Source organism: Pseudomonas sp. Yb2C2, from assembly GCF_052112325.1.
Classification (GTDB): Bacteria; Pseudomonadota; Gammaproteobacteria; order Pseudomonadales; family Pseudomonadaceae; genus Aquipseudomonas; species Aquipseudomonas marginalis.
The window spans coordinates 1-26,772 of record NZ_JAVAJK010000007.1 but is presented as its reverse complement, the minus strand read 5'-3'; the positions used below and the strand labels follow the sequence as shown (position 1 = coordinate 26,772).

Annotated in this window: 28 protein-coding genes, 1 tRNA gene and 1 rRNA gene; 2 read left to right on the top strand and 28 right to left on the bottom strand. The window is 59.7% G+C overall.

What is annotated here, in order from left to right; translation table 11 throughout:
* Positions 1–23: 23 nt before the first annotated feature.
* The 21 genes from Q8X51_RS11570 to trmJ all read right to left on the bottom strand — a co-directional run bounded on the left by Q8X51_RS11570 (position 24) and on the right by trmJ (position 18,995).
* Complete coding sequence (locus tag Q8X51_RS11570) at positions 24–815, bottom strand: amidohydrolase (RefSeq protein ID WP_065924861.1); 792 nt, start codon at positions 813–815, stop codon at positions 24–26.
* The gene (locus Q8X51_RS11565; RefSeq protein ID WP_407693869.1) at positions 803–1,951 is read right to left on the bottom strand and encodes a pyridoxal phosphate-dependent aminotransferase; all 1,149 of its coding nucleotides are present in this window, start codon (positions 1,949–1,951) and stop codon (positions 803–805) included. Before Q8X51_RS11565 ends, Q8X51_RS11570 begins: the two co-directional genes overlap by 13 nt.
* Before the next feature lie 194 nt (positions 1,952–2,145).
* The gene (gene der, locus Q8X51_RS11560; RefSeq protein ID WP_065924863.1) at positions 2,146–3,615 is read right to left on the bottom strand and encodes a ribosome biogenesis GTPase Der; all 1,470 of its coding nucleotides are present in this window, start codon (positions 3,613–3,615) and stop codon (positions 2,146–2,148) included.
* 204 nt (positions 3,616–3,819) lie between these two features.
* A complete protein-coding gene (gene bamB, locus Q8X51_RS11555; protein ID WP_065924864.1) occupies positions 3,820–4,971 on the bottom strand; it encodes an outer membrane protein assembly factor BamB in 1,152 nt (383 codons plus the stop codon).
* On the bottom strand, positions 4,964–5,605 hold the full coding sequence (locus Q8X51_RS11550) for a YfgM family protein (protein WP_027605420.1): 642 nt from the start codon (positions 5,603–5,605) through the stop codon (positions 4,964–4,966). The genes bamB and Q8X51_RS11550 overlap by 8 nt, the downstream gene beginning before the upstream one ends.
* Positions 5,606–5,646: 41 nt before the next feature.
* Positions 5,647–6,936 (bottom strand): histidine--tRNA ligase, encoded by a 1,290-nt coding sequence (hisS, locus tag Q8X51_RS11545; protein WP_065924865.1) that lies wholly within the window; start codon positions 6,934–6,936, stop codon positions 5,647–5,649.
* A gap of 23 nt (positions 6,937–6,959) precedes the next feature.
* Positions 6,960–8,069 (bottom strand): flavodoxin-dependent (E)-4-hydroxy-3-methylbut-2-enyl-diphosphate synthase, encoded by a 1,110-nt coding sequence (gene ispG / locus Q8X51_RS11540; RefSeq protein WP_003175952.1) that lies wholly within the window; start codon positions 8,067–8,069, stop codon positions 6,960–6,962.
* A gap of 2 nt (positions 8,070–8,071) precedes the next feature.
* Entirely contained in the window at positions 8,072–9,073 is a 1,002-nt protein-coding gene (locus tag Q8X51_RS11535; RefSeq protein WP_065924866.1) for a RodZ domain-containing protein, read from the bottom strand.
* A complete protein-coding gene (pilW, locus tag Q8X51_RS11530) occupies positions 9,073–9,831 on the bottom strand; it encodes a type IV pilus biogenesis/stability protein PilW (RefSeq protein ID WP_407693868.1) in 759 nt (252 codons plus the stop codon). Before pilW ends, Q8X51_RS11535 begins: the two co-directional genes overlap by 1 nt.
* A 12-nt stretch (positions 9,832–9,843) precedes the next feature.
* Entirely contained in the window at positions 9,844–10,992 is a 1,149-nt protein-coding gene (gene rlmN, locus Q8X51_RS11525; RefSeq protein ID WP_027605416.1) for a 23S rRNA (adenine(2503)-C(2))-methyltransferase RlmN, read from the bottom strand.
* Positions 10,993–11,021: 29 nt separating this feature from the next.
* The gene (gene ndk / locus Q8X51_RS11520) at positions 11,022–11,447 is read right to left on the bottom strand and encodes a nucleoside-diphosphate kinase (RefSeq protein WP_017846179.1); all 426 of its coding nucleotides are present in this window, start codon (positions 11,445–11,447) and stop codon (positions 11,022–11,024) included.
* 91 nt (positions 11,448–11,538) lie between these two features.
* A complete protein-coding gene (gene iscX / locus Q8X51_RS11515; RefSeq protein WP_065924868.1) occupies positions 11,539–11,739 on the bottom strand; it encodes a Fe-S cluster assembly protein IscX in 201 nt (66 codons plus the stop codon).
* A gap of 14 nt (positions 11,740–11,753) precedes the next feature.
* Positions 11,754–12,095 (bottom strand): ISC system 2Fe-2S type ferredoxin, encoded by a 342-nt coding sequence (fdx, locus tag Q8X51_RS11510; RefSeq protein WP_065924869.1) that lies wholly within the window; start codon positions 12,093–12,095, stop codon positions 11,754–11,756.
* Between the two features lie 3 nt (positions 12,096–12,098).
* A complete protein-coding gene (hscA, locus tag Q8X51_RS11505) occupies positions 12,099–13,961 on the bottom strand; it encodes a Fe-S protein assembly chaperone HscA (RefSeq protein WP_407693867.1) in 1,863 nt (620 codons plus the stop codon).
* A gap of 53 nt (positions 13,962–14,014) precedes the next feature.
* Entirely contained in the window at positions 14,015–14,536 is a 522-nt protein-coding gene (gene hscB, locus Q8X51_RS11500; RefSeq protein ID WP_027605413.1) for a co-chaperone HscB, read from the bottom strand.
* A gap of 8 nt (positions 14,537–14,544) precedes the next feature.
* Positions 14,545–14,868, bottom strand: a complete 324-nt coding sequence (iscA, locus tag Q8X51_RS11495; RefSeq protein ID WP_024077295.1) for an iron-sulfur cluster assembly protein IscA — start codon at positions 14,866–14,868, stop codon at positions 14,545–14,547.
* Positions 14,869–14,896: 28 nt separating this feature from the next.
* The gene (gene iscU / locus Q8X51_RS11490) at positions 14,897–15,283 is read right to left on the bottom strand and encodes a Fe-S cluster assembly scaffold IscU (protein ID WP_028617851.1); all 387 of its coding nucleotides are present in this window, start codon (positions 15,281–15,283) and stop codon (positions 14,897–14,899) included.
* Positions 15,284–15,382: 99 nt separating this feature from the next.
* A complete protein-coding gene (locus tag Q8X51_RS11485) occupies positions 15,383–16,597 on the bottom strand; it encodes an IscS subfamily cysteine desulfurase (RefSeq protein ID WP_407693866.1) in 1,215 nt (404 codons plus the stop codon).
* 50 nt (positions 16,598–16,647) lie between these two features.
* A complete protein-coding gene (gene iscR / locus Q8X51_RS11480; protein ID WP_003194020.1) occupies positions 16,648–17,139 on the bottom strand; it encodes a Fe-S cluster assembly transcriptional regulator IscR in 492 nt (163 codons plus the stop codon).
* A 300-nt stretch (positions 17,140–17,439) separates the two neighbouring features.
* Entirely contained in the window at positions 17,440–18,222 is a 783-nt protein-coding gene (gene cysE / locus Q8X51_RS11475; protein WP_407693865.1) for a serine O-acetyltransferase, read from the bottom strand.
* A gap of 2 nt (positions 18,223–18,224) precedes the next feature.
* The gene (trmJ, locus tag Q8X51_RS11470) at positions 18,225–18,995 is read right to left on the bottom strand and encodes a tRNA (cytosine(32)/uridine(32)-2'-O)-methyltransferase TrmJ (RefSeq protein ID WP_407693864.1); all 771 of its coding nucleotides are present in this window, start codon (positions 18,993–18,995) and stop codon (positions 18,225–18,227) included.
* Between the two features lie 145 nt (positions 18,996–19,140).
* On the opposite strand from trmJ, the gene suhB reads away from it, so the two are divergent.
* Positions 19,141–19,956, top strand: a complete 816-nt coding sequence (gene suhB / locus Q8X51_RS11465) for a type III secretion system regulator SuhB (RefSeq protein WP_003175971.1) — start codon at positions 19,141–19,143, stop codon at positions 19,954–19,956.
* Between the two features lie 108 nt (positions 19,957–20,064).
* Here the strand turns inward: suhB and Q8X51_RS11460 are convergent, their stop codons facing one another.
* The 6 genes from Q8X51_RS11460 to queA all read right to left on the bottom strand — a co-directional run bounded on the left by Q8X51_RS11460 (position 20,065) and on the right by queA (position 26,139).
* A complete protein-coding gene (locus tag Q8X51_RS11460) occupies positions 20,065–20,607 on the bottom strand; it encodes a glycine zipper 2TM domain-containing protein (RefSeq protein WP_015885750.1) in 543 nt (180 codons plus the stop codon).
* Positions 20,608–20,731: 124 nt separating this feature from the next.
* Positions 20,732–21,646, bottom strand: a complete 915-nt coding sequence (secF, locus tag Q8X51_RS11455) for a protein translocase subunit SecF (protein ID WP_065924872.1) — start codon at positions 21,644–21,646, stop codon at positions 20,732–20,734.
* 9 nt (positions 21,647–21,655) lie between these two features.
* Entirely contained in the window at positions 21,656–23,524 is a 1,869-nt protein-coding gene (gene secD / locus Q8X51_RS11450; protein WP_027605408.1) for a protein translocase subunit SecD, read from the bottom strand.
* A gap of 62 nt (positions 23,525–23,586) precedes the next feature.
* Positions 23,587–23,925: a preprotein translocase subunit YajC gene (yajC, locus tag Q8X51_RS11445; RefSeq protein ID WP_003175975.1), complete on the bottom strand. Its 339-nt coding sequence runs from the start codon at positions 23,923–23,925 to the stop codon at positions 23,587–23,589.
* Positions 23,926–23,968: 43 nt separating this feature from the next.
* Positions 23,969–25,084, bottom strand: coding sequence for a tRNA guanosine(34) transglycosylase Tgt (gene tgt / locus Q8X51_RS11440; RefSeq protein ID WP_003175976.1), 1,116 nt, complete (start codon positions 25,082–25,084; stop codon positions 23,969–23,971).
* Positions 25,085–25,089: 5 nt separating this feature from the next.
* A complete protein-coding gene (gene queA / locus Q8X51_RS11435) occupies positions 25,090–26,139 on the bottom strand; it encodes a tRNA preQ1(34) S-adenosylmethionine ribosyltransferase-isomerase QueA (protein ID WP_315872528.1) in 1,050 nt (349 codons plus the stop codon).
* A 108-nt stretch (positions 26,140–26,247) separates the two neighbouring features.
* Between queA and Q8X51_RS11430 the strand changes: the two genes are divergently transcribed.
* A tRNA-Leu gene (locus Q8X51_RS11430) sits at positions 26,248–26,332 on the top strand.
* Positions 26,333–26,670: 338 nt separating this feature from the next.
* Here the strand turns inward: Q8X51_RS11430 and rrf are convergent.
* A 5S ribosomal RNA gene (gene rrf / locus Q8X51_RS11425) occupies positions 26,671–26,772 on the bottom strand; the annotation flags it as partial.

Genomic DNA, 26,772 nt, shown 5'->3' with positions numbered 1-26,772 from the left:
GGGTTGCCCCCGATAACGGCCTGTCAGACAAACTGAAAGCTATCGGCATCCAGGTTCGCCGGAAACCTGGTGCGGTACGCCGCCAGTTCAGCCGCGTCCAGGCACACCTGGAACACCCCGTTCGCCTCCCCCGCACTCAGCAGGCTCTCACCCTGGAAATCCAGCACCTGGCTATCACCGGTGTAGGCAAAGCCCTTGCCGTCGGTGCCCACTCGATTCACCGCCGCTACGTAGCACAGGTTCTCGATAGCCCGCGCCGGCAACAAGCGGTTCCAATGCTGGCGCCGCGCCCCCGGCCAATTGGCGGTGTACAGCAGCAAGTCAGTGTCCTGGGCATCCCGACTCCACACCGGGAAGCGCAGGTCGTAGCAAATCAGCGGCCGAACACGCCAGCCTTTTAATTCGAACTGCACCTGGCGCTCGCCGGGGGTGTAGTGATTGTGTTCACCGGCCATACGAAACAGATGACGCTTGTCGTAGTGCAACACCTCGCCATCCGGCCGCGCCCACAACAGGCGGTTGCGGTGGCTGCCATCAGCGGCCTGGATGATCACGCTGCCGGTGATCACGGCGTTGTACTTCGCAGCCTGGGCCTGGAGCCACTGATGGGTCGGGCCGTTTTCCGGCTCAGCGAGGGTTTGCGACGCCATGGAGAAACCGGTGGTGAACATTTCCGGCAGCACGATCAGGTCGGCGCCGCGGGCCTGCTCCAGCAGCCCCTCGAAATGCTCGAGGTTGGCCTGGCGGTCGTGCCAGGCCAGGGTGGTCTGGACCAGGGCGATATTCAAGTCAGGCAATGCCGTCAGATCACGCATAGTTTTTCAGCCGCTTGTCGCAGCGTCTCCTCGCGCTTGGCAAAACACAGGCGCACCAGGCGCTGGCCTTGCGGTGGGCTCTGGTAGAACACCGAGACCGGGATGGTCGCCACGCCATGCTCGCGGGTCATCCACAGGGACATGGCGACGTCATCCAGGTCCGGGCGTATTTGTGAGTAATCGACCAACTGGAAGTAGGTACCGGCCACCCGGCTAAAGCTGAAACGCGACGGTGCCAGCAGGTCGCAGAACAGGTCGCGCTTGGCCTGGTAGAACCCCGGCAGTTCATCGACGTGCTCCGGGTGTTCGGCCATGAAATCGGCCAACGCGAACTGCAACGGGGTCACGCCACAGAAATTGACGTATTGATGCACCTTGCGCAGTTCGGCCGTCAGGGCCGGTGGCGCGACCACGTAGCCGGTTTTCCAGCCGGTGACGTGGTAGGTCTTGCCGAAGGAACTGACCACGAACGCTCGCGGGTACAGCTCTTCATGGGCCAGCACGCTGATGTGGGGCACGCCGTCGAATACCAGGTGTTCGTAGACCTCGTCGCTGACCAGGTAGATATCGCGGTCGCGGATCAGTTCGGCCAACTGGTCCAGCTCGGCGCGGCTGATCAGCGCGCCGGTTGGGTTGTGCGGAGTATTGAGGATGATCATGCGCGTACGTGGCGACAGCGCGGCCTTGATCCTCTCGAAGTCCAATGCAAAGCCTTGCAGGCTCAGTTGCACATGCACGCAGCGGCCACCGGCCAGTTCGACTGAGGGCTCATAGCTGTCGTAGCAGGGGTCGAACACAATGACCTCATCGCCAGTGCGAATCACCGCCTGGATCGCGCAGAAGATCGCGGCGGTGGCGCCAGGGGTGATGGTCACTTCACTGTCGGCATTCACCGTGGCGCCATAGCTGCGGGCGATCTTGGCCGCCACTTGCTGGCGCAAGGCCGGCAGGCCGGTCATCGGTGAATATTGGTTGTGCCCGCTGGCGACATGTTTGCCCACGGCATCGAGCAAAGCCTGAGGCCCATTGAAGTCGGGAACCCCCTGGGACAGGTTGAGCGCGCCGGTTTCGGCAGCGAGTTGCGACATGGTAGTGAAAATAGTCGTGCCGACATTTGGCAGCTTGCTGGTGATCATGGGAGCCCCCTTCGGGTGAGCTGCAAGTTTTAAGCTGCAAGCTGCAAGCAGGTCAAGGGGCAAACCGCCAGGCACAAAAAAGGGCTCATTCAGAGCCCTTTTTTGTGCCTGGCGGTTTGAGCTACAAGCTGTAAGCTTCAAGCCGCAAGCAAACCCGCTTTAGCTTGCAGCTTGTAGCTTACAACTTGCAGCTGCTACTTTTTATCCCTGCGCTTCTTGTCAGCCTTCTTGTGGTGAGTCATCAAACGACGCTTCTTGTTCACCTGCCGGTCAGTCAATGTGTTCTTGTTGCCTTCGTACGGGTTCTCGCCACCCTTGAACTCGATACGGATCGGCGTACCGACCAGTTTCAGGACACGGCGGTAGGTGTTTTCCAGGTAACGCACGTAGGACTTGGGCACCTTCTCGATCTGGTTACCGTGGATCACGATAATCGGCGGGTTGGCACCACCCAAGTGGGCGTAACGCAGTTTGATCCGGCGGTTGTTGACCATCGGCGGTGCGTGCTCGCCAACGGCGTCTTCGAGGATCTGGGTCAGACGGTTGGTCGGCCAACGGGTAACGGCGGACTTGAACGAGTTCTGTACGGAAGCGTAGAGGTTACCCACACCCGTGCCGTGCAGGGCCGAGATAAAGTGGATATCGGCGAACTCGACGAAGAACAGGCGGCGCTGCAGCTCGATCTTGACGAAATCGCGCTCGCTCGGCGTCATGCCGTCCCACTTGTTGATCGCGATGACCAGGGCACGACCGGCTTCGAGGGCAAAACCCAGCAGGTTGAGGTCGTGGTCCACCACGCCTTCGCGGGCGTCCATCACGAAGATCACCACGTTGGCGTCTTTGATCGCCTGCAGGGTTTTCACCACGGAGAACTTTTCAACTTCCTCGTGGATCTTGCCGCGTTTGCGCACACCGGCGGTGTCGATCAGCGTGTACTTCTCGTCGTTACGCTCGAACGGGATATAGATGCTGTCGCGGGTGGTGCCGGGCTGGTCGTAGACGATTACCCGGTCTTCACCGAGCATGCGGTTGACCAGGGTCGACTTGCCCACGTTCGGGCGACCGATGATCGCAATCTTGATACCGTCTTTTTCGCTTGGGCCAGGAATGCGCTTGGCTTCCTCGCCTTCGGCAACGATCTCTTCTTCGCCTTCTTCTTCCTCGGCGTCATCCTTAGGGAAGTCGCGCAGGGCGACTTCCAGCATCTGGGTGATGCCGCGACCGTGGGCACCGGCGACCGGGATCGCGTCGCCAAGCCCCATCGGGCTGAATTCGGCACGGGCCGCCTCAGGATCGATGTTGTCGATCTTGTTGGCGACCAGATAGGAACGCTTGTTGCGCTTGCGCAGGTGCTCGCCAATCATCTGGTCGGCAGCGGTGTAGCCCGCGCGGGCGTCCACCAGGAACAACACGACATCGGCTTCTTCAATGGCCAGCAGGGACTGCTCGGCCATCTTTTCGTCCATGCCATGCTCATCACCGGAGATACCACCGGTGTCGACAATAATGTAGGAGCGCCCTTGCCACTTTGCCTCACCGTATTGGCGATCACGGGTCAGACCGGACAAGTCGCCGACAATGGCGTCACGAGTCCTGGTCAGGCGGTTGAACAAGGTGGACTTGCCGACGTTAGGTCGGCCCACCAGGGCGATTACGGGAACCATGCGGCTCTCCACTTCGTTATTTCAGAAAATACAAAAGCCGCTGCAAGGCAGCGGCTGGTGCTCGACTGTAGGAGCGAGCTTGCTCGCGAAAAACGCAATGGCACCGCGTTTATTCAGACAGCACGCGTTATCGTTAACGATTTTCGCGAGCAAGCTCGCTCCTACAGGTGAAGCTGCTTGAGGGGTTACCCCCAAGCATAGTTCTTACTTGATGGTCAGGGCTTCCAGCTTGCCGCTGTTGCCAAACACATAAAGCATGTTGCCCACCACCAGCGGACGAGCACGCAGGCCGTCGCTGTCGATACGCTCACGACCTACAAAACGACCATCCACCTGGCTCAGCAGGTGCAGGTAGCCTTCGAAGTCGCCGACCGCTACATAGCTGGAGAACACTTCCGGAGCCGACAGTTGACGACGGGCCAGGGAGTCATTGCTCCACAGTGCAGTGGTGGAACGCTCGTCGACACTTTCAACGGTGCCGGACGCCAGGCTTACGTAGACGCTGCCAAACCCTTGGGCGACACCCGCATAACTGGAAGCATCGCGCTGCCAGTTGACACGGCCGCTCTGCAGGTCCAGCGCGGCAACGCGGCCTTGGTAAGTGGCGACGTAGAGGGTTTCGCCCGACAGCAGCAAGCCACCGTCGATGTCCACTACGCGATCCAGCTCGGAACGACCTTGGGGGATGGCCACACGGGTTTCCCAGGCAGGCACGCCGTTCCTGGTGTCCAGGGCGACTACTTTACCGGTCGACAGGCCTGCAACGGCCAGATTGTTGGTCACAACCGGACCACTGGTACCGCGCAAGGTCAGCACCGCCGGGGTGCTGTCGTACAACCAACGCTGTTCGCCGGTGCTGGCGTCCAGGCCGATCACACGGTCATCCTGGGTTTGCACCACGACGATATCGCCGTTGGTGGCAGGCGGTGCGAGGACTTCACTGGTCACGCGAGCGCGCCATTTCTCTTCACCGGTGCTGGAGTCCAGCGCCACGACTTCGCCCTTGAGCGTGCCGAGCATGACCATGCCGTAACCCACGCCTACGGCGCCGGACACCGGCAATTCAAGGTCTTTCTTCCACTTCACGTCGCCGTTCATGCGATCCATGGAGATCACCACGCCGGTTACGTCAGCGGCCACAATGTTGTCACCGTCGATTGCCGGCACCAGCATATTGTAGGTCTCGCCCTGGCCGTCACCGATGGAGCGGCTCCATTGCTTTTGCAGGACGACTTCTTCCTTGAAGCTGGTCAGCTCGGCCGGAGGCAGTTCTTTTTTACTGTTGCTGCTGCAACCCGCGGCCAGAACGGCCAGAGCCAGCAATGCTGCATGTTTCCAACGGATCACGTCATGCATCCCCTTTGGCCAGGTCGTCCAGCTTGATTTGTAAGCCACCGACTGCCGCCTCATCAGACAGCGCCGCCTTGGCTTTCTTGTACGCAGCATTGGCTTCGTCGGTACGACCCAATTGGACCAACAGGTCGCCCTTGAGCTCTTCGCGAGTGGCTACAAATGCCTTGTCCGCATCGCCGTCGAGCAGTTTGAGTGCTTCGTCAGCCTTGTTCTGTGCCGCCAATACCTGGGCCAGGCGCTGACGCGCGATTTCACCCAGGGTCGGGTTGGTCGGCTTGTCGGCGATGGCCTTGAGTTCTGCGGCGGCGTCATCCAGCTTGCCGGTATCGACCGCGACTTTCGCGACGAACAGGCTGCCGTATTGGGCGTAGGTGCTGCCGCCGAATTCGTTCTTCAGCTTGCCGGCCAGGTCTGCAACCTGCGCGGGGTCGGGCTTGCCGTCCGGCGTCAGTGTAGTTTCCAGCAATTGCTGATAAACGATCGAGGCGCCCTGGGACTGGTTGGCCTGATACTTTGTCCAGGCTTGCCAGCCGAACACCACCACTAAAGCCAGCAGACCGCCAGTAACCAGGGGCTTGCCGTTACGCTGCCACCAGTCCTTGAACTCGGCCAACTGCTCATCATCAGTACTCGACACCCCAATACTCCTTAATCGCTAAATTCGGCTGTTCGACAGCTTCAACCCTGCACGACGCAGGTGGCCAAGTGCGCAGCGAGCGCATCAAAGGCAATGTTCTGTTGCTCGCCCTGGCCACGCAGGGGTTTGAAACCTATCACTTGCTGGGCCAGCTCGTCATCGCCCAGGATCAGTGCGTACAGTGCACCGCTCTTGTCGGCCTTCTTGAACTGGCTCTTGAAGCTGCCTGCGCCGGCATTGACCTGAAGGCGCAGGTTTGGCAACTGGTCACGTACTTTTTCGCTCAGGGCCAGGGCGGCCAGTTCGGCGGCCTCGCCAAAGGCACACAGGTACACGTCCACCTGACGGGAGATTTCTTCCGGAACCTTCTCCAGGGTTTCCAGCAGCAGGATCAGCCGCTCGATCCCCATGGCGAAGCCCACGCCGGTGGTCGGCTTGCCGCCCATCTGCTCGACCAGCCCGTCGTAACGGCCACCCGCACACACGGTGCCCTGGGCGCCGAGCTTGTCGGTGACCCACTCGAACACGGTCTTGCTGTAGTAATCGAGGCCACGCACCAGCTTGGTATTGATCACGAACGGAATGCCGGCCGCGTCCAGACGAGCCTTGAGGCCTTCGAAGTGAATGCGGGATTCGTCGTCCAGGTAATCGGCCATTTTCGGCGCATTGACCAGCACGGCCTGGGTGTCGGCGTTCTTGGTATCGAGGACGCGCAACGGGTTGGTCTTCAGACGACGCTGGCTGTCTTCATCCAACTTGTCCAGGTGGGCGGACAGGTACTCGACCAGGGCCACTTTATAGCGGCCGCGGGATTCACTGGTGCCCAGGCTGTTGAGCTCAAGCTTGACCGCGTCGCGGATGCCCAGCAGGCCCCATAGGCGCCACGTCAGCACGATCAGCTCCGCGTCGATGTCCGGGCCGTCGATGTTGAATACTTCCAGGCCGATCTGATGAAACTGGCGATAACGGCCTTTCTGTGGACGTTCGTGACGGAACATCGGGCCGATGTACCACAGTTTCTGCGGCTGGCCAGCACCGGTGAGGCCATGCTCAAGCACGGCGCGCACGCACGCGGCAGTACCTTCCGGACGCAAGGTCAGGGAGTCGCCGTTACGGTCTTCAAAGGTGTACATCTCTTTTTCGACGATGTCGGTCACTTCACCGATGGAGCGTTTGAACAGCTCGGTGAACTCGACGATCGGCATGCGGATCTGCTTGTAACCGTAGTTATCCAGCAGGCGCGCGACAGTACCCTCGAGGTAGCGCCACAACGGCGTTTGCTCCGGCAGGATGTCGTTCATGCCACGAATGGCTTGCAGAGACTTGCTCACATCAAATCCTTAAATTCGTTCAATCAGCCGCGAGCGATCAGCGCTGCGTCAGCCGCGACCTTTTCGGCCGCTTTCTCGCGGATCAGCTTTTCCAGCTCATCCACCAGATTGTCATTCGTTAACTTCTGCGACGGCTTACCGTCGATGTAAATCAGGTTCGGTGTACCGCCGGTCAAGCCCACATGGGCTTCCTTGGCTTCACCCGGGCCGTTGACCACACAACCGATCACTGCAACATCCAGCGGCACCAGCAGGTCTTCGAGGCGCAACTCCAGGTCGTTCATGGTTTTCACCACGTCGAAGTTCTGCCGCGAGCAACTCGGGCAGGCAATGAAGTTGATGCCGCGTGAACGCAAACGCAGGGATTTGAGAATGTCGTAGCCGACTTTCACTTCCTCTACCGGGTCTGCCGCCAACGAGATGCGGATAGTATCGCCAATCCCTTCGGCGAGCAGCATACCGAGACCCACCGCAGATTTCACTGTGCCTGAGCGCAAACCGCCGGCTTCGGTGATGCCCAAGTGCAGCGGCTGCACGATTTCCTTGGCCAGCAGGCGGTAGGCTTCCACCGCCATGAACACGTCGGAGGCCTTTACGCTGACCTTGAAGTCCTGGAAGTTCAGGCGTTCGAGGTGTTCAACATGACGCAGTGCAGACTCGACCAGCGCTGCCGGGGTCGGCTCGCCGTACTTCTTTTGCAGGTCTTTTTCCAGGGAACCGGCGTTGACGCCGATGCGGATCGGGATCCCGCGATCACGGGCAGCGTCCACCACAGCGCGCACACGGTCTTCACGACCGATGTTGCCCGGGTTGATGCGCAGGCAATCGACACCCAACTCGGCCACACGCAAGGCGATCTTGTAGTCGAAGTGAATGTCGGCAACCAGCGGCACCTTGACTAGCTGCTTGATGCGACCGAAAGCCTCGGCAGCGTCCATGTCCGGGACGGATACCCGAACGATGTCTACACCGGCCGCTTCCAGGCGATTGATCTGGGCAACGGTAGCGGCAACGTCATTGGTGTCGCTGTTGGTCATGCTCTGTACCGCGATGGGGGCGTCGCCACCCACCGGCACCGAGCCGACCCAGATCTTGCGCGATACGCGACGTTTGATTGGAGATTCGCCGTGCATGACTATTGTCCCAACTTCAGGCGAGCGGTCTCGCCAGTGGTGAACGGCGCTACGTCTACAGGCTGGCCGTTGTAGGCCACTTGCGCGCCACGGGCGAAGCCCAGACGCAGCGTCAAAGGAGGCTTGCCGCCCAGGTCGAGCGTATCGCCCTTACGCTTGAGACCACTGACCAGCACTTTGCCGTTGCCATCGGTGACTTGCGTCCAGCAGTCAGCGACGAAGGTAATTTGTACACGCCCGTCACCGGCGATCAACGCAGGGGTGGTGGGTGGTGAAATCGCAGGGGCTGCCGGAGCGGTTGGCGCCGTAGTCGCTGGCGCCGGGACCGGAGCAGCCGGTGTATGAGCCTGGGCAACCGGAGCCGCGGGGGTATGGGCTGGCGTGGCCGGTGTCACTGGGGCCGGTACGGCAGCGGTCGGGGCACTTTCCGGTTCGGACGGCTCAGCGGTGGCCGGGGTTTCGGGGGCAGCCTGGCCTTGGGCAACGGCCTGGTCTTCCGGCTCATCCAGCGGATGAATCTGGGTGGTGCCGTCGGCGCTCTCGACTTCGACGTGCTCCATGGCGTTGCTGGTCAGGTCTTTACTGCGCTGGGACGTCTGGTCTTGCCACCAGACGAAACCGCCGCCGATCACGGCGATCAGCAACAACAGGCTGACAATCCGCAGGATTGTGTGGGAAACCCGCACCGGCTCTTCGATGCGACCCAGGCCATGCACATTGCTGCCCTGGGAGTCGGTGCCGGTGAACTGGTCGAATTCCTGGACCAACACGGCCTGGTCGATGCCCAGCAACTTGGCGTAGGCGCGGATATAACCACGGGCGAAGGTATGCCCAGGCAGCTTGTCGAATGCGCCGGCCTCAAGGTTGCCCAGGGAGGTGGTGGTCAAATTGAGCTTGAGGGCCACTTCCGCCAGCGACCAACCATTGCTTTCGCGGGCCTGACGCAAAGTGTCGCCTGGGTTTACGCGATTAGCTGCTACAACTTCCGGGTGCGCCGCTTTCATCATTGCTCCGACAGGTATTGCTGATATTCCGGCGTACCGGGATAGAGTCGTTCGAGTTGCTGGCCAAAACGTGCGGCCGTGTCGTGTTCTTCATGAACCGTCGCCAGGCGCACGCCGAGCAATAGACTACGTGCATTTTGCCCGCTGAGCAGGCTAAAACGCTCGTAATAGTCACGTGCCGGCACATAATGCCTGTCTTCGTAGGACAACTCAGCCATTTCGAGCAACGCTCGTGGCTGATGGCCGTTCAAGTGCAGGGCTTTTTCCAGCTGCTGGCGTGCGCTGTCGCGCTGGCCGAGGTGCATCGAGGTCACCCCAAGGTTCTCGAACACCCGCGCGCGCCCAGGATAGAGGGTATCGGTACTGGCTTGCTGGAAATAAAGGGCGGCCTGGCCAAAACGCTTTTGCTTGAACAGGAAACTGCCGTAATTGTTCAGCAATTTCGGATCGGCAGGCCGTGCGGCCAGGGCTTTGTTGAAATACCGGTCAGCCAGTTCAGGCTCGGCCTGGGCCTGGAACACCAGGGCCAGCGCAGCGTTGGCGTCGGCATCGTCGCTGTCCAGTTCAAGGGCTTTTTTCAACGGCACCTTGGCCTGCTCGCTCATGCCTTGGCGCAGGTAACCCAACCCCAGTTGCACATAGGCAACCCGCGCCTCGTCACGGCCCTTGCCGGTTTGCAAAGGGCTGTCATGGCCCGATGAAACACAACCGGCGGCGAGGCCGGTAACAAGCAAAAGCAGCGCAAGGCGCAAGGGCATAGAGATCCTCTCTCAGATTCGATTCACAGCAATTTGCGGCAGATCGTCGGCGGCGTTCAATTCACGCACGGCGATATAGCGCTCGCTGCGGCGGGTGCGGTCCATCACCTGCCCGACCAATTGACCACAGGCGGCGTCGATGTCTTCACCACGGGTGGTGCGCACGGTGACGTTGTAGCCGGCCTGGTGCAGTTGATCCTGGAAACGGCGAATGGCGTTGTTGCTTGGCCGCTCGTAACCAGAATGTGGAAACGGGTTAAACGGAATCAGGTTGATCTTGCACGGGGTGTTCTTGAGCAGTTCAATCATCTCGACCGCGTGTTCGACCTTGTCGTTAACATCCTTGAGCATGGTGTACTCAATGGTCAGCACACGTTTTTCGCCCAAGGTCGCCATATAACGCTGGCAGGATTCGAGCAGCATCTTAAGCGGATACTTCTTGTTGATCGGCACCAATTGGTTACGCAATGCGTCATTGGGTGCGTGCAGCGACAACGCCAGGGAGACGTCGATGTGCTTGGCCAGCTCATCGATCATCGGGACCACGCCGGAGGTCGACAGGGTCACACGGCGCTTGGAGATGCCGTAGCCCAGGTCGTCCATCATCAGGTGCATGGCTGCGATGACGTTGTCGAAGTTCAGCAGCGGCTCACCCATGCCCATCATCACCACGTTGGTGATGGCACGGTCGACGGTCGCCGGGACGCTGCCAAAGGATTTGTTGGCAATCCACACCTGGCCGATCACTTCGGCGGCAGTGAGGTTGCTATTGAAGCCTTGCTTGCCGGTGGAGCAGAAACTGCAGTCCAGGGCACAGCCTGCCTGGGACGAAACGCACAAGGTACCGCGCTTGCCCTGGGGAATGTACACGGTCTCCACGCAGCTGCCGGACGCTACGCGCACCACCCACTTACGGGTGCCGTCGCTGGAGATGTCCTCGCTGACCACTTCGGGGCCACGTACTTCAGCAATAGCCTTGAGCTTGTCGCGCAGGGCCTTGCTGACGTTCGTCATGGCGTCGAAATCGTCGACGCCAAAGTGGTGAATCCATTTCATTACCTGACCGGCACGGAAACGCTTCTCCCCGATTGAGTCGAAGAATTTTTCCATTTCCTGTTGAGTCAGACCCAGCAGGTTGGTTTTTACAGTCGATGTCGTCATGGATTCACCCTCACTCTTTAAGCCGATGCTTAGCGAGTGGTTACTTCGGTAGCTGCGAAGAAGTACGAGATTTCGCGAGCAGCAGCGGCTTCGGAGTCCGAACCGTGAACAGCGTTGGCGTCGATGGAGTCAGCGAAGTCAGCACGAATGGTGCCGGCAGCGGCTTCTTTAGGGTTGGTAGCGCCCATCAGCTCACGGTTCAGAGCGATGGCGTTTTCGCCTTCCAGAACCTGAACAACAACAGGACCGGAGATCATGAAGGCAACCAGGTCGCCGAAGAAGCCACGAGCGCTGTGCTCAGCGTAGAAGCCTTCAGCTTCAGCCTTGGACAGTTGCTTGAGTTTCGAAGCTACAACCTTCAGGCCGGCTTTTTCGAAACGAGTGGTGATCTCGCCGATGACGTTTTTTGCAACAGCGTCAGGCTTGATGATGGAGAAAGTACGTTGAACAGCCATGGTGTAACTCCAGAAACGGTAATTTACGAAAAATTAAACCCGCGAATTATACGCGGGTTCTTGGGTATTGCCTAACTGCGTAAGGGAGGCGTCAGTCCTGCTCTTCTTTCCAGGCAGTCTGGATAGCTTCCAGGACCTTTTCGCCACCGCGATCGCGCTCATCATCAAAGCCTGGCAAGGCCATGACCATGTCACGCAAAGCAACAAAATTCAGGGAATAGGGATCCGTATCCGGGTTGCCGTCGGCCAACAGGATAGCGATCTCTTGCACATCAACCCATTTAAGACTCATGACACTTCCTTGAATCAGTGCGGCGCTTCGGCCGCATGGTTGAGCGAATATTTCGGAATTTCGACGGTGATGTCTTCAGTCCCGACCTTTGCCTGACAGCTTAGGCGAGAAGTGGCTTCCAGGCCCCAGGCGCGATCAAGAAAATCCTCTTCCAGCTCATCGGCCTCTTCCAGGCTACTGAAGCCTTCGCGAATGATGCAGTGGCAGGTGGTGCAGGCGCACACACCACCACAGGCACTTTCGATCTCGATGTGGTTGTCATGGGCAACTTCGAGGATGGACTTGCCGGTCTCAGCCTCAACAACCATACCGTCCGGGCAATGCTCGGCGTGTGGCAGAAAAATGACCTGCGGCATTAATTATTCCTCGATTTCATTCAGGTTGCGCCCGGCCAGTGCGGCTTTTACCGTCTGATCCATGCGGCGGGCAGCAAAGGCGTCAGTGACCTGCGACAAGCGCTTGGTCTGCTGCTCGATGGCGTAACCATCGTTGCCTTTCATCAGTTCGGCCAGCTCCTGCATCTGCAGGTCGATGACCATGCGCTCTTCGGCATCCAGCAAACGCTCGCCGTCGGCATCAAGGGCGCCCTGCACCGCTTCAAGCAGGCGCTGGGCATCCACTTGTTGCTCGCGCAGTACACGCGCGACCTTGTCGTCACCGGCGTATTGGAACGAATCCTTGAGCATCTTGGCGATTTCACCGTCAGTCAGGCCGTAGGACGGCTTGACCTGGATGCTGGCCTCCACGCCGGACGCCAGCTCGCGCGCGGCGACGCTGAGCAGGCCGTCGGCGTCGACCTGGAAGGTCACGCGAATCTTCGCCGCACCCGCGACCATGGCCGGGATGCCGCGCAATTTAAAGCGCGCCAGGGAGCGGCAGTCACTGATCAGCTCGCGCTCGCCTTGCAGCACATGAATCATCATCGCCGTCTGACCATCTTTATAGGTCGTGAAGTCCTGGGCGCGAGCGACGGGGATGGTGGTGTTCCGCGGAATCACCTTCTCCATCAGCCCGCCCATGGTCTCCAGCCCCAGGGACAGCGGGATCACGTCAAGCAGCAGCAGTTCGCCGCCATCGCGCTTATTGCCGGCCAGGGTATCGGCCTGGATGGCGGCGCCGATGGCGACCACCTGGTCCGGGTCGATTTCCGTCAGCGGCTGGCGACCAAAGGCTTCGGCCACGGCTTCGCGAACCCTTGGCACACGGGTTGAACCGCCGACCATGACCACGGCACCGACGTCTTCCAACTCGATACCGGAGTCACGCACGGCACGACGGCAGGCTTTCAGGCTGCGGGCGATCATCGGTTCGATCAGCGAATCAAAGGCTTCGCGAGTCAGCTTGGCGCACCAACTGCCGTAGGAAACGTCAACAGAAGCAGCGTCAGTCAGCGCCTCCTTGGCGGCACAGGCCGTTTGCAGCAAGTTACGCTGCTCGCCCGGATCCAGGTCAGCGGACAAGCCGGCGCTGCTGATGATCCAACCCGCGATGGCGTGGTCGAAGTCATCGCCACCCAGCGCTGTATCGCCACCGGTAGCCAGTACTTCGAACACGCCGCCAGTCAGGCGCAGGATCGAAATATCAAAAGTGCCACCACCCAGGTCGTAAATAGCGACCATGCCTTCGGCATGCTGGTCCAGGCCATAGGCCACGGCCGCAGCAGTCGGCTCGTTGAGCAGGCGCAACACGTTCAGGCCGGCGAGTTTCGCCGCGTCCTTTGTGGCCTGGCGCTGGGCATCATCGAAATACGCCGGGACGGTGATCACCGCACCGACCAGTTCGCCACCCAGCGTGGTTTCCGCGCGCTGGCGCAGCACCTTGAGGATATCCGCCGACACTTCCACCGGGCTTTTCGGGCCCTGGACCGTGTCGATGAACGGCATATGGGATTCACCACCGACAAAGCGGTACGGCAGCTGGTCGCCCAATTGCTTGACGTCGGACAGGCCACGACCCATCAAGCGCTTGACCGACAGCACGGTGTTCAAAGGATCGGTAGACGCCGCCAACTTGGCCGACTCACCGACTTCGGTGCGGTCAGCGTGATAGCGCACGGCGGACGGCAGGATCACCTGGCCGTCAGCGTCGGGCAGCGGCTCGGACAGGCCGCTGCGCAAGGCAGCAACCAGGGAATTGGTGGTACCCAGGTCAATCCCCACCGCCAGGCGACGCTGGTGCGGTTGAGGGCTTTGGCCGGGTTCGGCGATTTGCAGTAGAGCCATGGTAATCAGGTCTTATCTGTCTATCAGGCGCGCATCACGGGCAGCACACTGGGTTAATCGTCGAGGCGCTCTTCCAGCTGGCGCACTTCGTAGGTGAGCTTGTCGAGGAACTGCATGCGCCGCATCAGGCGCTCGGCCTGTTCACGTTGCGCTGCATCGTCCCAACAGGCTGCGAAGCTTTCGTTGAGCTCATCCTGGGCAACTTTCAGACGACGCTTGAAGACCGCGACACCCGCCACATCGGCTTCGTCCTGCAGGTCTTCGAGCTCTTCACGCCACTGCATCTGCTGCATCAGGAAGTCCGGGTCGTGCACGGTCACTTCCAGGGGCAACTCGCCACCGTTCATCGCGAGCAGGTAACGCGCGCGCTTCGGTGGGCTTTTGAGCGTCTGATAGGCTTCGTTGAGGCTGGCCGATTGCTCCAGCGCCAAGCGCTGCTCACGCTCGGAAGCGTCAGCGAAGCGGTCCGGATGCACCCCACGCGCCAATTCTCGGTAGCGCGTGGCAAGCTGCTCGAGGTCCAGCCGAAAACTCGGCTGCAGCTCGAATAAAGCGAAATGACAAGGAGTACCCACGAATAGCCTCAGATGTTGAAGCTTTCGCCGCAGCCACATTCACCGCGCACGTTGGGGTTGTTGAACTTGAAGCCTTCGTTCAACCCTTCCTTGACGAAATCGAGTTCGGTGCCGTCCAGGTAAGTCAGGCTTTTAGGGTCGATGATCACTTTCTCGCCGTGACTTTCGAACACCTGGTCCTCATCAACCACCTCGTCGACGAACTCCAGCACATAGGCAAGGCCGGAGCAGCCCGTGGTGCGAACACCCAGACGAATCCCCTCACCTTTACCGCGCCCATCCAGGGAGCGTCGCACGTGCCGCGCAGCCGCTTCTGTCATGCTGATAGCCATCGTTGACTCCTTACTCGTCGCCAAATGCTTAGATCAAGCCTTTCTTCTGCTTGTAGTCGCGAACGGCCGCCTTGATGGCGTCTTCTGCGAGCACGGAGCAGTGGATTTTCACTGGCGGCAGGGCCAGTTCTTCGGCCAGCTGGGTATTGCTGATAGTCACAGCCTCATCCAGGGTCTTGCCTTTCATCCATTCGGTCGCCAGGGAGCTGGAGGCGATGGCCGAACCGCAACCGTAAGTCTTGAACTTGGCGTCTTCGATAACGCCAGCGTCGTTGACCTTGATCTGCAGGCGCATCACATCGCCGCACGCCGGAGCGCCGACCATGCCGGTGCCGACATCAGGGTCTTCCGCGTCCATCTTGCCGACGTTGCGCGGGTTTTCGTAGTGGTCGATGACCTTTTCGCTGTAAGCCATGGTACTGAATCCTCACTCATCAGGGCCGCTCTGGAACCCTGTAGAAACGCCTGCGTTTTCCGCCACGTTCCTACAGAGCTTGGGTGGCGGCTTCTATAGTTAGTGTGCCGCCCACTCGATCTTGGAAATATCGACACCGTCTTTGTACATGTCCCACAGCGGCGACAGGACGCGCAGCTTGTTGACGGCTTCGCAAACCTTCTGCGCGGCGTAGTCGACTTGCTCTTCGGTGGTGAAGCGGCCGAACGTAAAGCGGATCGAGCTGTGTGCCAGTTCGTCGTTGCGGCCCAGGGCGCGCAGTACGTACGAAGGCTCAAGCGAAGCCGAGGTACAGGCCGAGCCGGACGAAACCGCCAGGTCCTTGAGCGCCATGATCAGCGACTCGCCTTCGACATAGTTGAAGCTCAAATTCAGGTTATGCGGTACACGGGCAGTCATGCTGCCGTTGATGTACAGCTCTTCAAGATTCTCGACCTGCTTGTAGAAGCGATCGCTCAGGGCCTTGATACGTACGTTTTCGGCAGCCATGTCTTCCTTGGCTACGCGGAAGGCTTCGCCCATGCCGACGATCTGGTGGGTCGCCAGGGTGCCCGAACGCATGCCGCGCTCGTGACCGCCGCCGTGCATGGTGGCTTCGATGCGCACGCGTGGCTTGCGGCTCACGTACAGTGCGCCGATGCCTTTGGGGCCATAGGTCTTGTGGGCCGAGAACGACATCAGGTCGACTTTCAGCTTGGACAGGTCGATATCGACCTTGCCGGTGGACTGAGCAGCGTCGACGTGCAGCAGGATGCCTTTGGAGCGAGTCAGCTCGCCGATGGCCGCGATGTCGTTGATGGTACCGATTTCGTTATTCACGTGGATCACGGAAACCAGGATGGTGTCTTCACGCAGCGCGGCTTCGATCATGGCCTGGGTGACGATACCGTCGGTGGTTGGCTCAAGGTAAGTGACCTCGAAACCTTCACGCTCCAGTTGGCGCATGGTGTCGAGGACAGCCTTGTGCTCAATCTTGGTGGTGATCAGGTGCTTGCCTTTGGTCGCGTAGAAATGCGCCGCGCCCTTGATAGCCAGGTTGTCGGACTCGGTGGCACCGGAGGTCCAGACGATTTCACGCGGATCTGCGCCAACCAGGTCGGCAACCTGGCGACGAGCGTTCTCGACCGCTTCCTCGGCTTTCCAGCCGAAAACGTGGGAACGGGAGGCCGGGTTGCCGAAGTTTCCGTCGACCAGCAGGCACTCGCTCATCTTTTGCGCGACACGCGGATCAACCGGGGTGGTCGCTGAGTAATCAAGGTAAATCGGCAATTTCATGGACTTTCTCCTAAATCAGGCTGGCTGGCGTGCCGTTAGCTCTTCGGCTGTCACTCGACGGCGGACGCTTCGATCTTGTCCAGACGCGGCGCCTTGGTATTGCAACGGCGCTGGTCCTGACGCTGGGCTACTTCTTGCACCTCACGGCGAGTCACAAGATCAGCCAAGCTGATACCACTCAAAAACTCATGGATCTGCAGGCTCAAGTCACACCACAAGTGGTGCGTCAGGCAGGTGTCGCCGGCGTGGCAGTCACCCAGGCCCTGGCACTTGGTCGCGTCGACGGATTCGTTGACCGCGTCGATCACCTGGGCCACCTGGATGCCCTGCATGTCGCGGGACAGCTGATAGCCGCCGCCCGGCCCACGCACACTGGAGACCAGATTGCTACGGCGCAACTTGGCGAACAGCTGCTCAAGGTAGGACAGGGAAATGCCTTGGCGCTCGGAGATATCGGCCAGGGACACCGGCCCAGTTTGCGCGTGCAAGGCCAAATCAAGCATGGCGGTCACCGCGTATCGGCCTTTTGTAGTCAGTCTCATGGACAAGTACCAAGGTGTTTCAGAATGGGAGCAAGTATGCGATTCCCGAGTATTTAAGTCAACTATAAGACCTAGTACTTTAGTCAGGATTACCCGTAAAAAGGGCGCGCGAATCATAGCAGGACGGGGCGAGGACGAACAGCGGCAGCGCGGCGACGGCTCGATATCGAGACCAATGGAGATCACATGTGGGAGGGTTCTACACCCCGATAGCGGTGGATCAGTCAATATATTGGGTGACTGACAGATGGCCATCGGGGGCGCCCCCTCCCACATGGGCCTAGCAGCAAATGTGAGATCTCAGCCAGCTTTGGTGGCGGGCTCACTCTTGATCTCGGCGAAGTCCTCTTCGCGCAGCTCAGGCAGGTCTTTCGCACAGTAGCTGCTGCCCAATTCCTTCAGCGCGCCGCACATACCGTCCAGCTTGCCGTCCACCGCTTGCAGGTGGTCAAGCAACTGGCCGATGGCGCGCGCGACAGGGTCGGGCATGTCTTCGCTGACACCGTAGGCATCGAAACCGATTTTTTCGGCCATGGCCTTGCGCTTGGCTTCCTGCTCATCGCCCACTTCCGGCTTGACGATGATCCGCCCCGGAATCCCCACTACAGTGGCGCCGGCCGGCACGGCCTTGGTCACCACGGCGTTGGAGCCGACTTTGGCGCCAGCGCCTACGGTGAACGGACCAAGCACCTTGGCGCCCGCACCCACCACCACACCATCCTCCAGCGTCGGGTGGCGCTTACCCTTGTTCCAGCTGGTGCCGCCCAATGTCACGCCCTGGTAGAGGGTCACGTCGTCACCAATCTCGGCAGTCTCGCCAATGACGATGCCCATACCGTGATCGATAAAGAAGCGACGTCCCACCTTGGCACCTGGGTGAATCTCGATCCCGGTCAACCAGCGGCCGAAGTTCGACACCAGCCGCGCCAACCATTTCCAGCCCATATCCCACAAGGCGCCGGACAGGCGATGGATCCAGATCGCGTGCATGCCCGGGTAGCAGGTCAGCACCTCAAAGGCGTTGCGCGCCGCCGGGTCACGATGGAAAACACTCTGGATATCTTCTCGCAAACGCTCGAACATTTTTAATCCTTCCGCTTAAGAAGCTCGCCACGGGCCGCTTTCTGGGTTTCCGTGAGGATGCCACGCAATATATTCATTTCCGCTCGACTGACCGAGCTGCGCCCGTACAGGCGGCGCAGGCGCGCCATCAAGTGCCGAGGTTTTTCCGGATCGAGGAATTCGATGGCCACCAGGGTTTGCTCCAGGTGCTCATAGAACCGCTCCAGCTCGTCCATGGTGGCCAGTTCGCCACTCTTGGTCGACGCCACTTCATCCTTCTCTACCTTGCTCGGCTGCCCTTCAGCGGCCAGCCAGGCCATGCGCACTTCGTAACTCAACACCTGCACCGCTGCCCCGAGGTTCAGCGAACTGAACCCAGGGTCTGATGGAATGTGCACGTGATAATGACATCGTTGCAGCTCTTCATTGGTGAGGCCGGAGTCTTCACGGCCGAATACCAGGGCGATTTCAGCACCGCCGGCCGCCTCTTCCACTACCGTGGTACCGCACTCACGCGGATCCAGCAGCGGCCAGGGGATGCGGCGGTCACGGGCGCTGGTGCCAAGCACCAGGTTGCAGCCGACCAAGGCGTCTTCCAGAGTGGCGACCACCTGGGCTTTTTCCAGGATGTCATTGGCGCCGGATGCGCGGGCATCGGCCTCGTGGTGCGGGAACACGCGCGGTTCGACCAGCACCAGGCGCGTCAGCCCCATGTTTTTCATGGCTCGCGCCACCCCGCCGATATTGCCGGGATGACTGGTATTGACCAAGACGACACGAATGTTTTGCAGCAAGGTAGGCGCTCTCGGACACGGGAAAGGGGAGCAAATCTTACAGAACAGCCTAAGGTTATGCCATGAAAGCTAACGTCGTCCTTCACCTGAAGAAAGTTTCTGCTAGAATGCTCGGCTTTCTTTAACAACCTTAGGTGACACATCCATGCAGCCCATGCTGAATATCGCGCTGCGCGCCGCCCGCAGCGCCAGTGAATTGATCTTCCGCTCCATCGAGCGCCTGGATACCATCAAGGTCGACGAAAAAGACGCCAAGGATTATGTGTCCGAGGTGGATCGCGCCGCTGAACAGAAGATCATCGACGCGCTGCGCAAGGCCTACCCTACCCACGGCATCCTCGGCGAGGAAACCGGCCTGCACAAAGGCAGCGGCGAAGGCGAAGACTACCTGTGGATCATCGACCCACTGGATGGCACCACCAACTTCCTGCGCGGCATCCCGCACTTTGCCGTCAGCATTGCCTGCAAATACCGTGGCCGCCTGGAACACGCTGTAGTACTCGATCCTGTTCGCCAGGAAGAATTCACCGCCAGCCGTGGCCGTGGTGCCCAACTGAACGGTCGTCGCCTGCGCGTCAGCGGTCGCACCAGCCTGGATGGCGCCCTGCTGGGTACCGGCTTCCCGTTCCGTGACGACCAGATGGACAACCTGGAGAACTACCTGGGCATGTTTCGCGCCCTGGTTGGCCAGACTGCCGGCATCCGTCGCGCTGGCGCGGCCAGCCTGGACCTGGCCTATGTGGCTGCCGGTCGTTTTGATGCGTTCTGGGAGTCGGGCCTGTCCGAGTGGGACATGGCTGCAGGCGCCCTGCTGATCCAAGAGGCCGGCGGCCTGGTGAGCGACTTCACCGGCGGTCATGACTTCCTGGAAAAAGGCCACGTCGTTGCCGGCAACACCAAATGCTTCAAGGCAGTACTGACGGCGATCCAGCCGCACCTGCCGGCTTCGCTGAAGCGCTAAGCGAGCGAGCAAAAAAAAGCACCCTGTGGGGTGCTTTTTTTATGCCTGGGATTTGCTTGGTGTGAGCTTAAATACCAACACCACCACAAATCAAATACAAGAGAAGACTTACTGCTGGTTCTGGCCCAGGACGAGACGCCCTTCCTTGTCGACTGGAATCTGGCCGCCCGGATCACGATCCATGCGCACCGAACCTTCCTTGCCATCCAAGGTGTAACGCACGTCATAGCCAACGACCTTGTCACTGATGTCGTTGACGGTGTTACAGCGAGTCTGGGTGGTGGTATAAGTATCGCGGTTCTGCATGCCTTCCTGAACCTTGTTACCGGCGTAACCACCACCGACCGCACCGGCCACAGTGGCCAGCTTCTTGCCGTTACCGCCACCGACCTGGTTACCCAACAGGCCACCGGCCAGCGCACCAACCACCGTACCGACGATCTGATGTTGATCCTGCACCGGCTTCTGCCGGGTCACTGCGACGTCCTTGCAGACTTCGCGAGGTGTTTTAATCTGGGTTTTCACCGGCTGCACCGCCAGCACTTGCGCATACTCAGGGCCGCTTTTTACCAGGCTGTAGGTGGCAACAGCACCCCCGGCAGTTACACCGACAGCACCCAATACCGCACCAACCAGTAACGACTTGTTCACGTTGAACCTCCTGACCATCACAAACGGACCGAAAGATCCGCGCTATACCCAGCCTTGGAGCAAAAAAAAAGGCACGAGTTCAATACTCGTGCCTTTTTTGTAACAGCAGATCAACAAGCGCCAATCAAGGACGATCGTCGACCTCTTTGCCAGTGGCGGCAGGAGGGATCAGGTCTTCGCTGTTGAGGTTCAGCCAGATCAGCACCACGTTGGCGATGTAGATCGACGAGTAGGTGCCTGCCAGGACGCCGATGAACAGCGCCAGGGAGAAGCCCCACAGGTTGTCGCCACCGAAGATCATCAGCGCCGCGATCGCCAGCAAGGTGGAGATCGACGTCGCCATGGTCCGCAGCAGGGTCTGGGTGGTGGAGATGTTGATGTTCTCGATCAGCGACGCCTTGCGCAGTACGCGGAAGTTCTCGCGAACCCGGTCGAATACCACGATGGTGTCATTGAGGGAGTAACCAATGATCGCCAGCACGGCCGCCAACACGGTCAGGTCGAAGGTGATCTGGAAGTACGCCAGGATACCCACGGTCACGATCACGTCGTGGATCAGCGACACAATGGCGCCGACACCGAACTTCCACTGAAAGCGGAAAGCCAGGTAGATCATGATACCGACCAGCGCCATCAGCATGCCGAGGCCGCCCTGGTCGCGCAGCTCTTCACCCACTTGCGGGCCCACGAACTCGACGCGCTTGACCGACGCAGGGTTGTCACCACCCACCTTCTGCAAGGCTTCGGCTACCTGGTGACCCAGTTGCGGGTCTTCGCCAGGCATGCGCACCAGCAGGTCGGTGGTCGCACCGAAGCTCTGCACGATGGCTTCGTGATAGCCGGCCTTGACCAGTTCACTGCGTACCAGGGTGACGTCGGCGGGCTTCTCGTAGGTCAGCTCGATGAGCGTACCGCCGGTGAAGTCCAGACCGTAGTTCAGGCCCTTATGGAACCAGCTGAACAACGCCAGAACGGTAAGGAGCAAGGTGACGCCGAACGCAATGTTGCGAACGCCCATGAAGTTGATTGTACGTAACATGGCAGCCCCTTAAATCCACAACTTCTTGAAGTCACGCCCGCCAAAGATCAGGTTGACCATTGCGCGGGTCACCATGATGGCCGTGAACATCGAGGTAAAGATACCGAGGGACATGGTTACCGCAAAACCTTTGACCGGGCCGGTGCCCATGGCAAAGAGAATCCCGCCAACCAGCAATGTGGTCAGGTTGGAGTCGAGAATCGCGGTAAATGCCCGGCCGAAGCCTTCGTTGATTGCACGCTGTACGGTCATGCCGGCGGCGATCTCTTCACGAATCCGCGAGAAGATCAGCACGTTGGCGTCTACCGCCATACCCATGGTGAGTACGATACCGGCGATACCTGGCAAGGTCAGCGTAGCGCCCAGCAGCGACATCAGGGCCAGCAGCATCACCATGTTGCCCGCCAGGGCCACGGTGGCAATGATGCCGAAGAAGCGGTAGATGGCGATGATGAACAGCGACACGAACAGCATGCCCCACAAGGCCGCGTCGATACCCTTGGTGATGTTGTCGGCACCCAGGCTCGGGCCGATGGTACGCTCTTCAGCGAAGTACATCGGCGCAGCCAGGCCACCGGCACGCAGCAACAGGGCCAGCTCCGAGGATTCGCCCTGGCCGTTCAGGCCGGTGATGCGGAATTGAGCACCCAGCGGCGACTGGATGGTCGCCAGGCTGATGATCTTCTTCTCTTCCTTGAAGGTCTGCACCGGTACGTCTTTCTCGACGCCGTTGACCATTTGCTTGGTGTAGGTGGTCACCGGGCGCTGCTCGATGAAGATCACCGCCATGCTGCGACCAACGTTGCTGCGCGTGGCGCGGCTCATCAGTTCGCCGCCGTGACCATCCAGGCGGATGTTCACTTCAGGGGTACCGTGCTCGCCGAAACCGGCCTTGGCGTCGGTCACCTGGTCACCGGTGATGATCAAGCCACGCTCGATCAGCGCCGGAGGACGGTTGCCTTCACGGAACTCGAACTCTTCGGAAGTTGCACGGGAAGCACCCGGCTCAGCCGCAAGACGGAACTCCAGGTTGGCGGTTTTACCCAGGATACGCTTGGCTTCAGCGGTGTCCTGCACGCCCGGCAGCTCAACCACGATGCGGTTGGCGCCCTGACGCTGAACAATCGGCTCGGCCACACCCAGCTCGTTGACGCGGTTACGTACCGTGGTCAAGTTCTGCTTGATGGAGTATTCGCGGATTTCCGCGATTTTGGCCGGGCTCATCGCCAGACGCAGTACTGCCTGACCATTCAGGTCGGCCGGTACGATGTCGAAATCGTTGAAGTTCTTGCGGATCAGCGCACGGGCCTGTTCACGGGAGGCCTCGTCAGAGAAGCCCAGCTGGATGGCACCGTTGAGCTGCGGCAGGCTGCGATAACGCAGCTTCTCTTTACGCAGCAGGCTCTTCACGTCGCCTTCATAGACCTTCAGGCGTGCGTCGAGGGCTTTGTCCATGTCGACTTCCAGCAGGAAGTGCACACCACCGGACAAGTCCAGACCCAGCTTCATCGGGTGCGCGCCAATGCTGCGCAACCACTGTGGCGTGGTCTGTGCCAGGTTCAGGGCAACAACGTAATCGTCACCCATGGCCTTGCGTACGACATCTTTTGCCGGCAATTGGTCTTCTTGCTTGGTCAGGCGCAACAACCCGCCCTTCGCACCAGCTGCCAATGTTGCCGCTTTAACCTGGATACCCGCGTCGGCCAGCGCCTTGCTCGCGCGCTCCAGGTCAGCCTGGTTGACCTGCAGCGAAGTGCTGGCGCCAGTGATCTGGATCGCCGGGTCATCAGGGTAAAGATTGGGAGCGGAATAAATAAAACCGATCGCCAGCACCGCCAGGATCAGTACGTATTTCCACAGAGGGTATTTGTTCAGCATCACGCCGCCCGCTTATAACGCGGGGCGCCTTGCGCGCCCCGTCGATTGGTAAAGGTTGGAACTTAGATCGCTTTGAGCGTGCCTTTTGGCAGCGTGGCGGCGATGGCGCCCTTCTGGAACTTCATTTCCACGGTGTCGGACACTTCCAGAACCACGAAAGCATCGGAAACCTTGGTGATCTTGCCCGCGATGCCGCCGGTGGTCACGACTTCGTCGCCTTTCTGCAGGCTGCCCAGCAGGTTCTTCTGCTCTTTGGCACGCTTGGCCTGTGGACGCCAGATCATCAGGTAGAAGATGACCAGGAAGCCGACCAGGAAAATCCACTCGAAACCACCGCCCATAGGGCCGGCAGCAGCAGGCGCAGCGGCGTCAGCCATGGCGTTAGAGATAAAAAAGCTCATTTAGCACTCCAGTTGCAAATAGTGAATCTTAGGGTCGGAAAACTCAGTCCAAGGGCGGCACAGGGAGCCCGCGCTTGGCATAGAAGGCATCGACGAAGGCGGCCAATGTACCCTGTTGAATAGCCTCGCGCAAACCAGCCATCAGGACTTGGTAGTGACGCAAATTGTGGATGGTATTCAACATGCTACCCAGCATTTCCCCGCATTTGTCCAGATGGTGCAGATAAGCACGGGAGAAGTTCTGGCAGGTGTAGCAATCACAGGTGGGATCCAGCGGCGAATCATCATGGCGATGGAACGCGTTACGGATCTTGAGCACGCCTGTATCGATGAACAGATGCCCATTGCGGGCATTACGGGTTGGCATCACGCAATCGAACATGTCCACACCGCGGCGCACACCCTCTACGAGATCTTCGGGTTTGCCAACGCCCATAAGGTAACGAGGTTTGTCAGCGGGCATCAGGCCTGGCAGGTAGTCCAGTACCTTGATCATCTCGTGCTTGGGTTCGCCCACCGACAAACCGCCGATGGCCAGGCCGTCAAAACCGATCTTGTCGAGGCCTTCCAGCGAGCGTTTGCGCAGGCTTTCATGCATGCCGCCCTGGACAATGCCAAACAGCGCCGCGGTGTTGTCGCCATGGGCATTCTTCGAACGCTGGGCCCAACGCAGGGACAGCTCCATGGAAATCCGCGCGACGTCCTCATCAGCCGGGTACGGTGTGCACTCGTCGAAAATCATCACGATGTCCGAGCCCAGGTCGCGTTGCACCTGCATGGACTCTTCCGGGCCCATGAATACCTTGGAACCGTCCACCGGCGAGGCGAAGGTCACGCCCTCCTCCTTGATCTTGCGCATGGCGCCCAGGCTGAACACCTGGAAACCACCCGAGTCCGTGAGGATCGGGCCTTGCCACTTCATGAAGTCATGCAGGTCGCCATGCTTCTTGATCACTTCAGTGCCTGGACGCAGCCACAGGTGGAAGGTGTTGCCGAGGATGATCTCGGCGCCGGTGGCGACGATGTCACGCGGCAGCATGCCTTTAACGGTGCCGTAGGTGCCCACGGGCATGAATGCCGGGGTCTCTACCGTACCGCGCGGAAACGTCAGGCGACCGCGACGGGCTTTGCCGTCGGTGGCGAGCAATTCAAACGACATACGACTCATAGTTGTTCCTCTGGGCCGCGCGGCGCCGGATTACGGGTGATAAACATCGCATCACCGTAGCTGAAAAAACGGTATCCATTGTCGATGGCTGCTTTGTACGCCGCCATTGTTTCGGGATAACCCGCGAAGGCCGACACCAGCATCAATAGCGTGGATTCCGGCAAATGGAAGTTGGTCACCAGGCAGTCGACCACATGGAACGGCCGGCCTGGGTAAATAAAGATATCGGTGTCGCCACTGAACGGTTTGAGCACGCCATCACGCGCCGCGCTCTCAAGGGAGCGCACGCTGGTGGTGCCCACCGCAACCACCCGCCCGCCGCGCGCCTTGCAGGCGCTAACTGCGTCCACGACGTCCTGGCTGACTTCCAGCCATTCGCTATGCATATGGTGGTCTTCGATGTTATCCACACGCACCGGCTGAAACGTGCCGGCCCCCACGTGCAGGGTCACATAGGCGGTCTCGACGCCCTTGGCGGCAATCGCATCCAGCAGCAGTTGATCAAAATGCAGCCCGGCAGTCGGCGCGGCCACGGCACCGAGGCGCTGGGAATAGACCGTTTGATAGCGCTCACGGTCCGAGTCTTCGTCGGGGCGGTCGATATAAGGAGGCAATGGCATATGACCGACGCGCTCCAGCAACGGCAAAACCTCTTCGGTGAACCGGAGTTCGAACAGCGCATCATGACGCGCTACCATCTCGGCTTCACCGCCACCCTCGACGAGGATGCTCGAACCCGGTTTCGGCGACTTGCTGGAGCGTACATGGGCCAGCACACGATGGCTGTCCAACACCCGTTCCACCAGAATTTCCAACTTGCCGCCGGATGCTTTCTGGCCAAACAGCCGTGCCGGGATGACCCGGGTATTGTTGAACACCATCAGATCGCCCGGACGCAAATGCTCAAGCAAATCAGTGAATTGACGGTGTGCGAGGGTGCCGCTGGCCCCGTCCAGGGTCAGCAGTCGACTGGCGCGACGCTCGGCCAAAGGGTGGCGAGCAATCAGCGAATCCGGGAGTTCAAAAGTAAAGTCAGCAACGCGCATGATGGGGTTCGTCTAGCAGGGCCGGGAAGTCTAGCGGAAATAGTGAAAATAGACCATGAAACGTGATTGACCAACGGTAATCTCATCTCTATACTTCGCCGCCATTGAGCCCTGATGGCGGAATTGGTAGACGCGGCGGATTCAAAATCCGTTTTCGAAAGGAGTGGGAGTTCGAGTCTCCCTCGGGGCACCATCTTAAAGAAAGACCTTGAATTTCAAGGTCTTTTTTTTCGTCTGCAGAAAAGCGCCCTGAGGCCGCGACAGCTCCCAGAGAGCGAGATAGCGCGACTCCCCTTCATATCATCATAAAGTCCAGCAGGCCCACTCACAGGCCTTTGCGAGGACGCTAAAACGACCCTTGGTTAACCCTGGACCCACCCAAAGTACTGCTAGCGCTTCGAGCGGAGATCCTGTTTCCTTTAATGGGCATGGACTTTAGCACTGAAGCCCCTCCCGAGGCGCCTCTTCGCACTTTTCGACCGCCCAAAACAAAACCCCATCTGCTTTCGCAAATGGGGTTTCGGAATTTAATCTTGACGATGACCTACTCTCACATGGGGAAACCCCACACTACCATCGGCGATGCATCGTTTCACTGCTGAGTTCGGGATGGGATCAGGTGGTTCCAATGCT

What these genes read in the sequence shown, in the direction of transcription:
- Q8X51_RS11570 (WP_065924861.1), bottom strand. Translation starts at nt 815, where the DNA reads ATGCGTGATCTGACGGCATTGCCTGACTTGAATATCGCCCTGGTCCAG.
- Q8X51_RS11565 (WP_407693869.1), bottom strand. Translation starts at nt 1,951, where the DNA reads ATGATCACCAGCAAGCTGCCAAATGTCGGCACGACTATTTTCACTACC.
- der (WP_065924863.1), bottom strand. Translation starts at nt 3,615, where the DNA reads ATGGTTCCCGTAATCGCCCTGGTGGGCCGACCTAACGTCGGCAAGTCC.
- bamB (WP_065924864.1), bottom strand. Translation starts at nt 4,971, where the DNA reads ATGCATGACGTGATCCGTTGGAAACATGCAGCATTGCTGGCTCTGGCC.
- ispG (WP_003175952.1), bottom strand. Translation starts at nt 8,069, where the DNA reads ATGCACGGCGAATCTCCAATCAAACGTCGCGTATCGCGCAAGATCTGG.
- Q8X51_RS11535 (WP_065924866.1), bottom strand. Translation starts at nt 9,073, where the DNA reads ATGAAAGCGGCGCACCCGGAAGTTGTAGCAGCTAATCGCGTAAACCCA.
- pilW (WP_407693868.1), bottom strand. Translation starts at nt 9,831, where the DNA reads ATGCCCTTGCGCCTTGCGCTGCTTTTGCTTGTTACCGGCCTCGCCGCC.
- rlmN (WP_027605416.1), bottom strand. Translation starts at nt 10,992, where the DNA reads ATGACGACATCGACTGTAAAAACCAACCTGCTGGGTCTGACTCAACAG.
- ndk (WP_017846179.1), bottom strand. Translation starts at nt 11,447, where the DNA reads ATGGCTGTTCAACGTACTTTCTCCATCATCAAGCCTGACGCTGTTGCA.
- iscX (WP_065924868.1), bottom strand. Translation starts at nt 11,739, where the DNA reads ATGAGTCTTAAATGGGTTGATGTGCAAGAGATCGCTATCCTGTTGGCC.
- fdx (WP_065924869.1), bottom strand. Translation starts at nt 12,095, where the DNA reads ATGCCGCAGGTCATTTTTCTGCCACACGCCGAGCATTGCCCGGACGGT.
- hscA (WP_407693867.1), bottom strand. Translation starts at nt 13,961, where the DNA reads ATGGCTCTACTGCAAATCGCCGAACCCGGCCAAAGCCCTCAACCGCAC.
- iscA (WP_024077295.1), bottom strand. Translation starts at nt 14,868, where the DNA reads ATGGCTATCAGCATGACAGAAGCGGCTGCGCGGCACGTGCGACGCTCC.
- iscU (WP_028617851.1), bottom strand. Translation starts at nt 15,283, where the DNA reads ATGGCTTACAGCGAAAAGGTCATCGACCACTACGAAAACCCGCGCAAC.
- Q8X51_RS11485 (WP_407693866.1), bottom strand. Translation starts at nt 16,597, where the DNA reads ATGAAATTGCCGATTTACCTTGATTACTCAGCGACCACCCCGGTTGAT.
- iscR (WP_003194020.1), bottom strand. Translation starts at nt 17,139, where the DNA reads ATGAGACTGACTACAAAAGGCCGATACGCGGTGACCGCCATGCTTGAT.
- cysE (WP_407693865.1), bottom strand. Translation starts at nt 18,222, where the DNA reads ATGTTCGAGCGTTTGCGAGAAGATATCCAGAGTGTTTTCCATCGTGAC.
- suhB (WP_003175971.1), top strand. Translation starts at nt 19,141, where the DNA reads ATGCAGCCCATGCTGAATATCGCGCTGCGCGCCGCCCGCAGCGCCAGT.
- secF (WP_065924872.1), bottom strand. Translation starts at nt 21,646, where the DNA reads ATGTTACGTACAATCAACTTCATGGGCGTTCGCAACATTGCGTTCGGC.
- secD (WP_027605408.1), bottom strand. Translation starts at nt 23,524, where the DNA reads ATGCTGAACAAATACCCTCTGTGGAAATACGTACTGATCCTGGCGGTG.
- yajC (WP_003175975.1), bottom strand. Translation starts at nt 23,925, where the DNA reads ATGAGCTTTTTTATCTCTAACGCCATGGCTGACGCCGCTGCGCCTGCT.
- tgt (WP_003175976.1), bottom strand. Translation starts at nt 25,084, where the DNA reads ATGTCGTTTGAATTGCTCGCCACCGACGGCAAAGCCCGTCGCGGTCGC.
- queA (WP_315872528.1), bottom strand. Translation starts at nt 26,139, where the DNA reads ATGCGCGTTGCTGACTTTACTTTTGAACTCCCGGATTCGCTGATTGCT.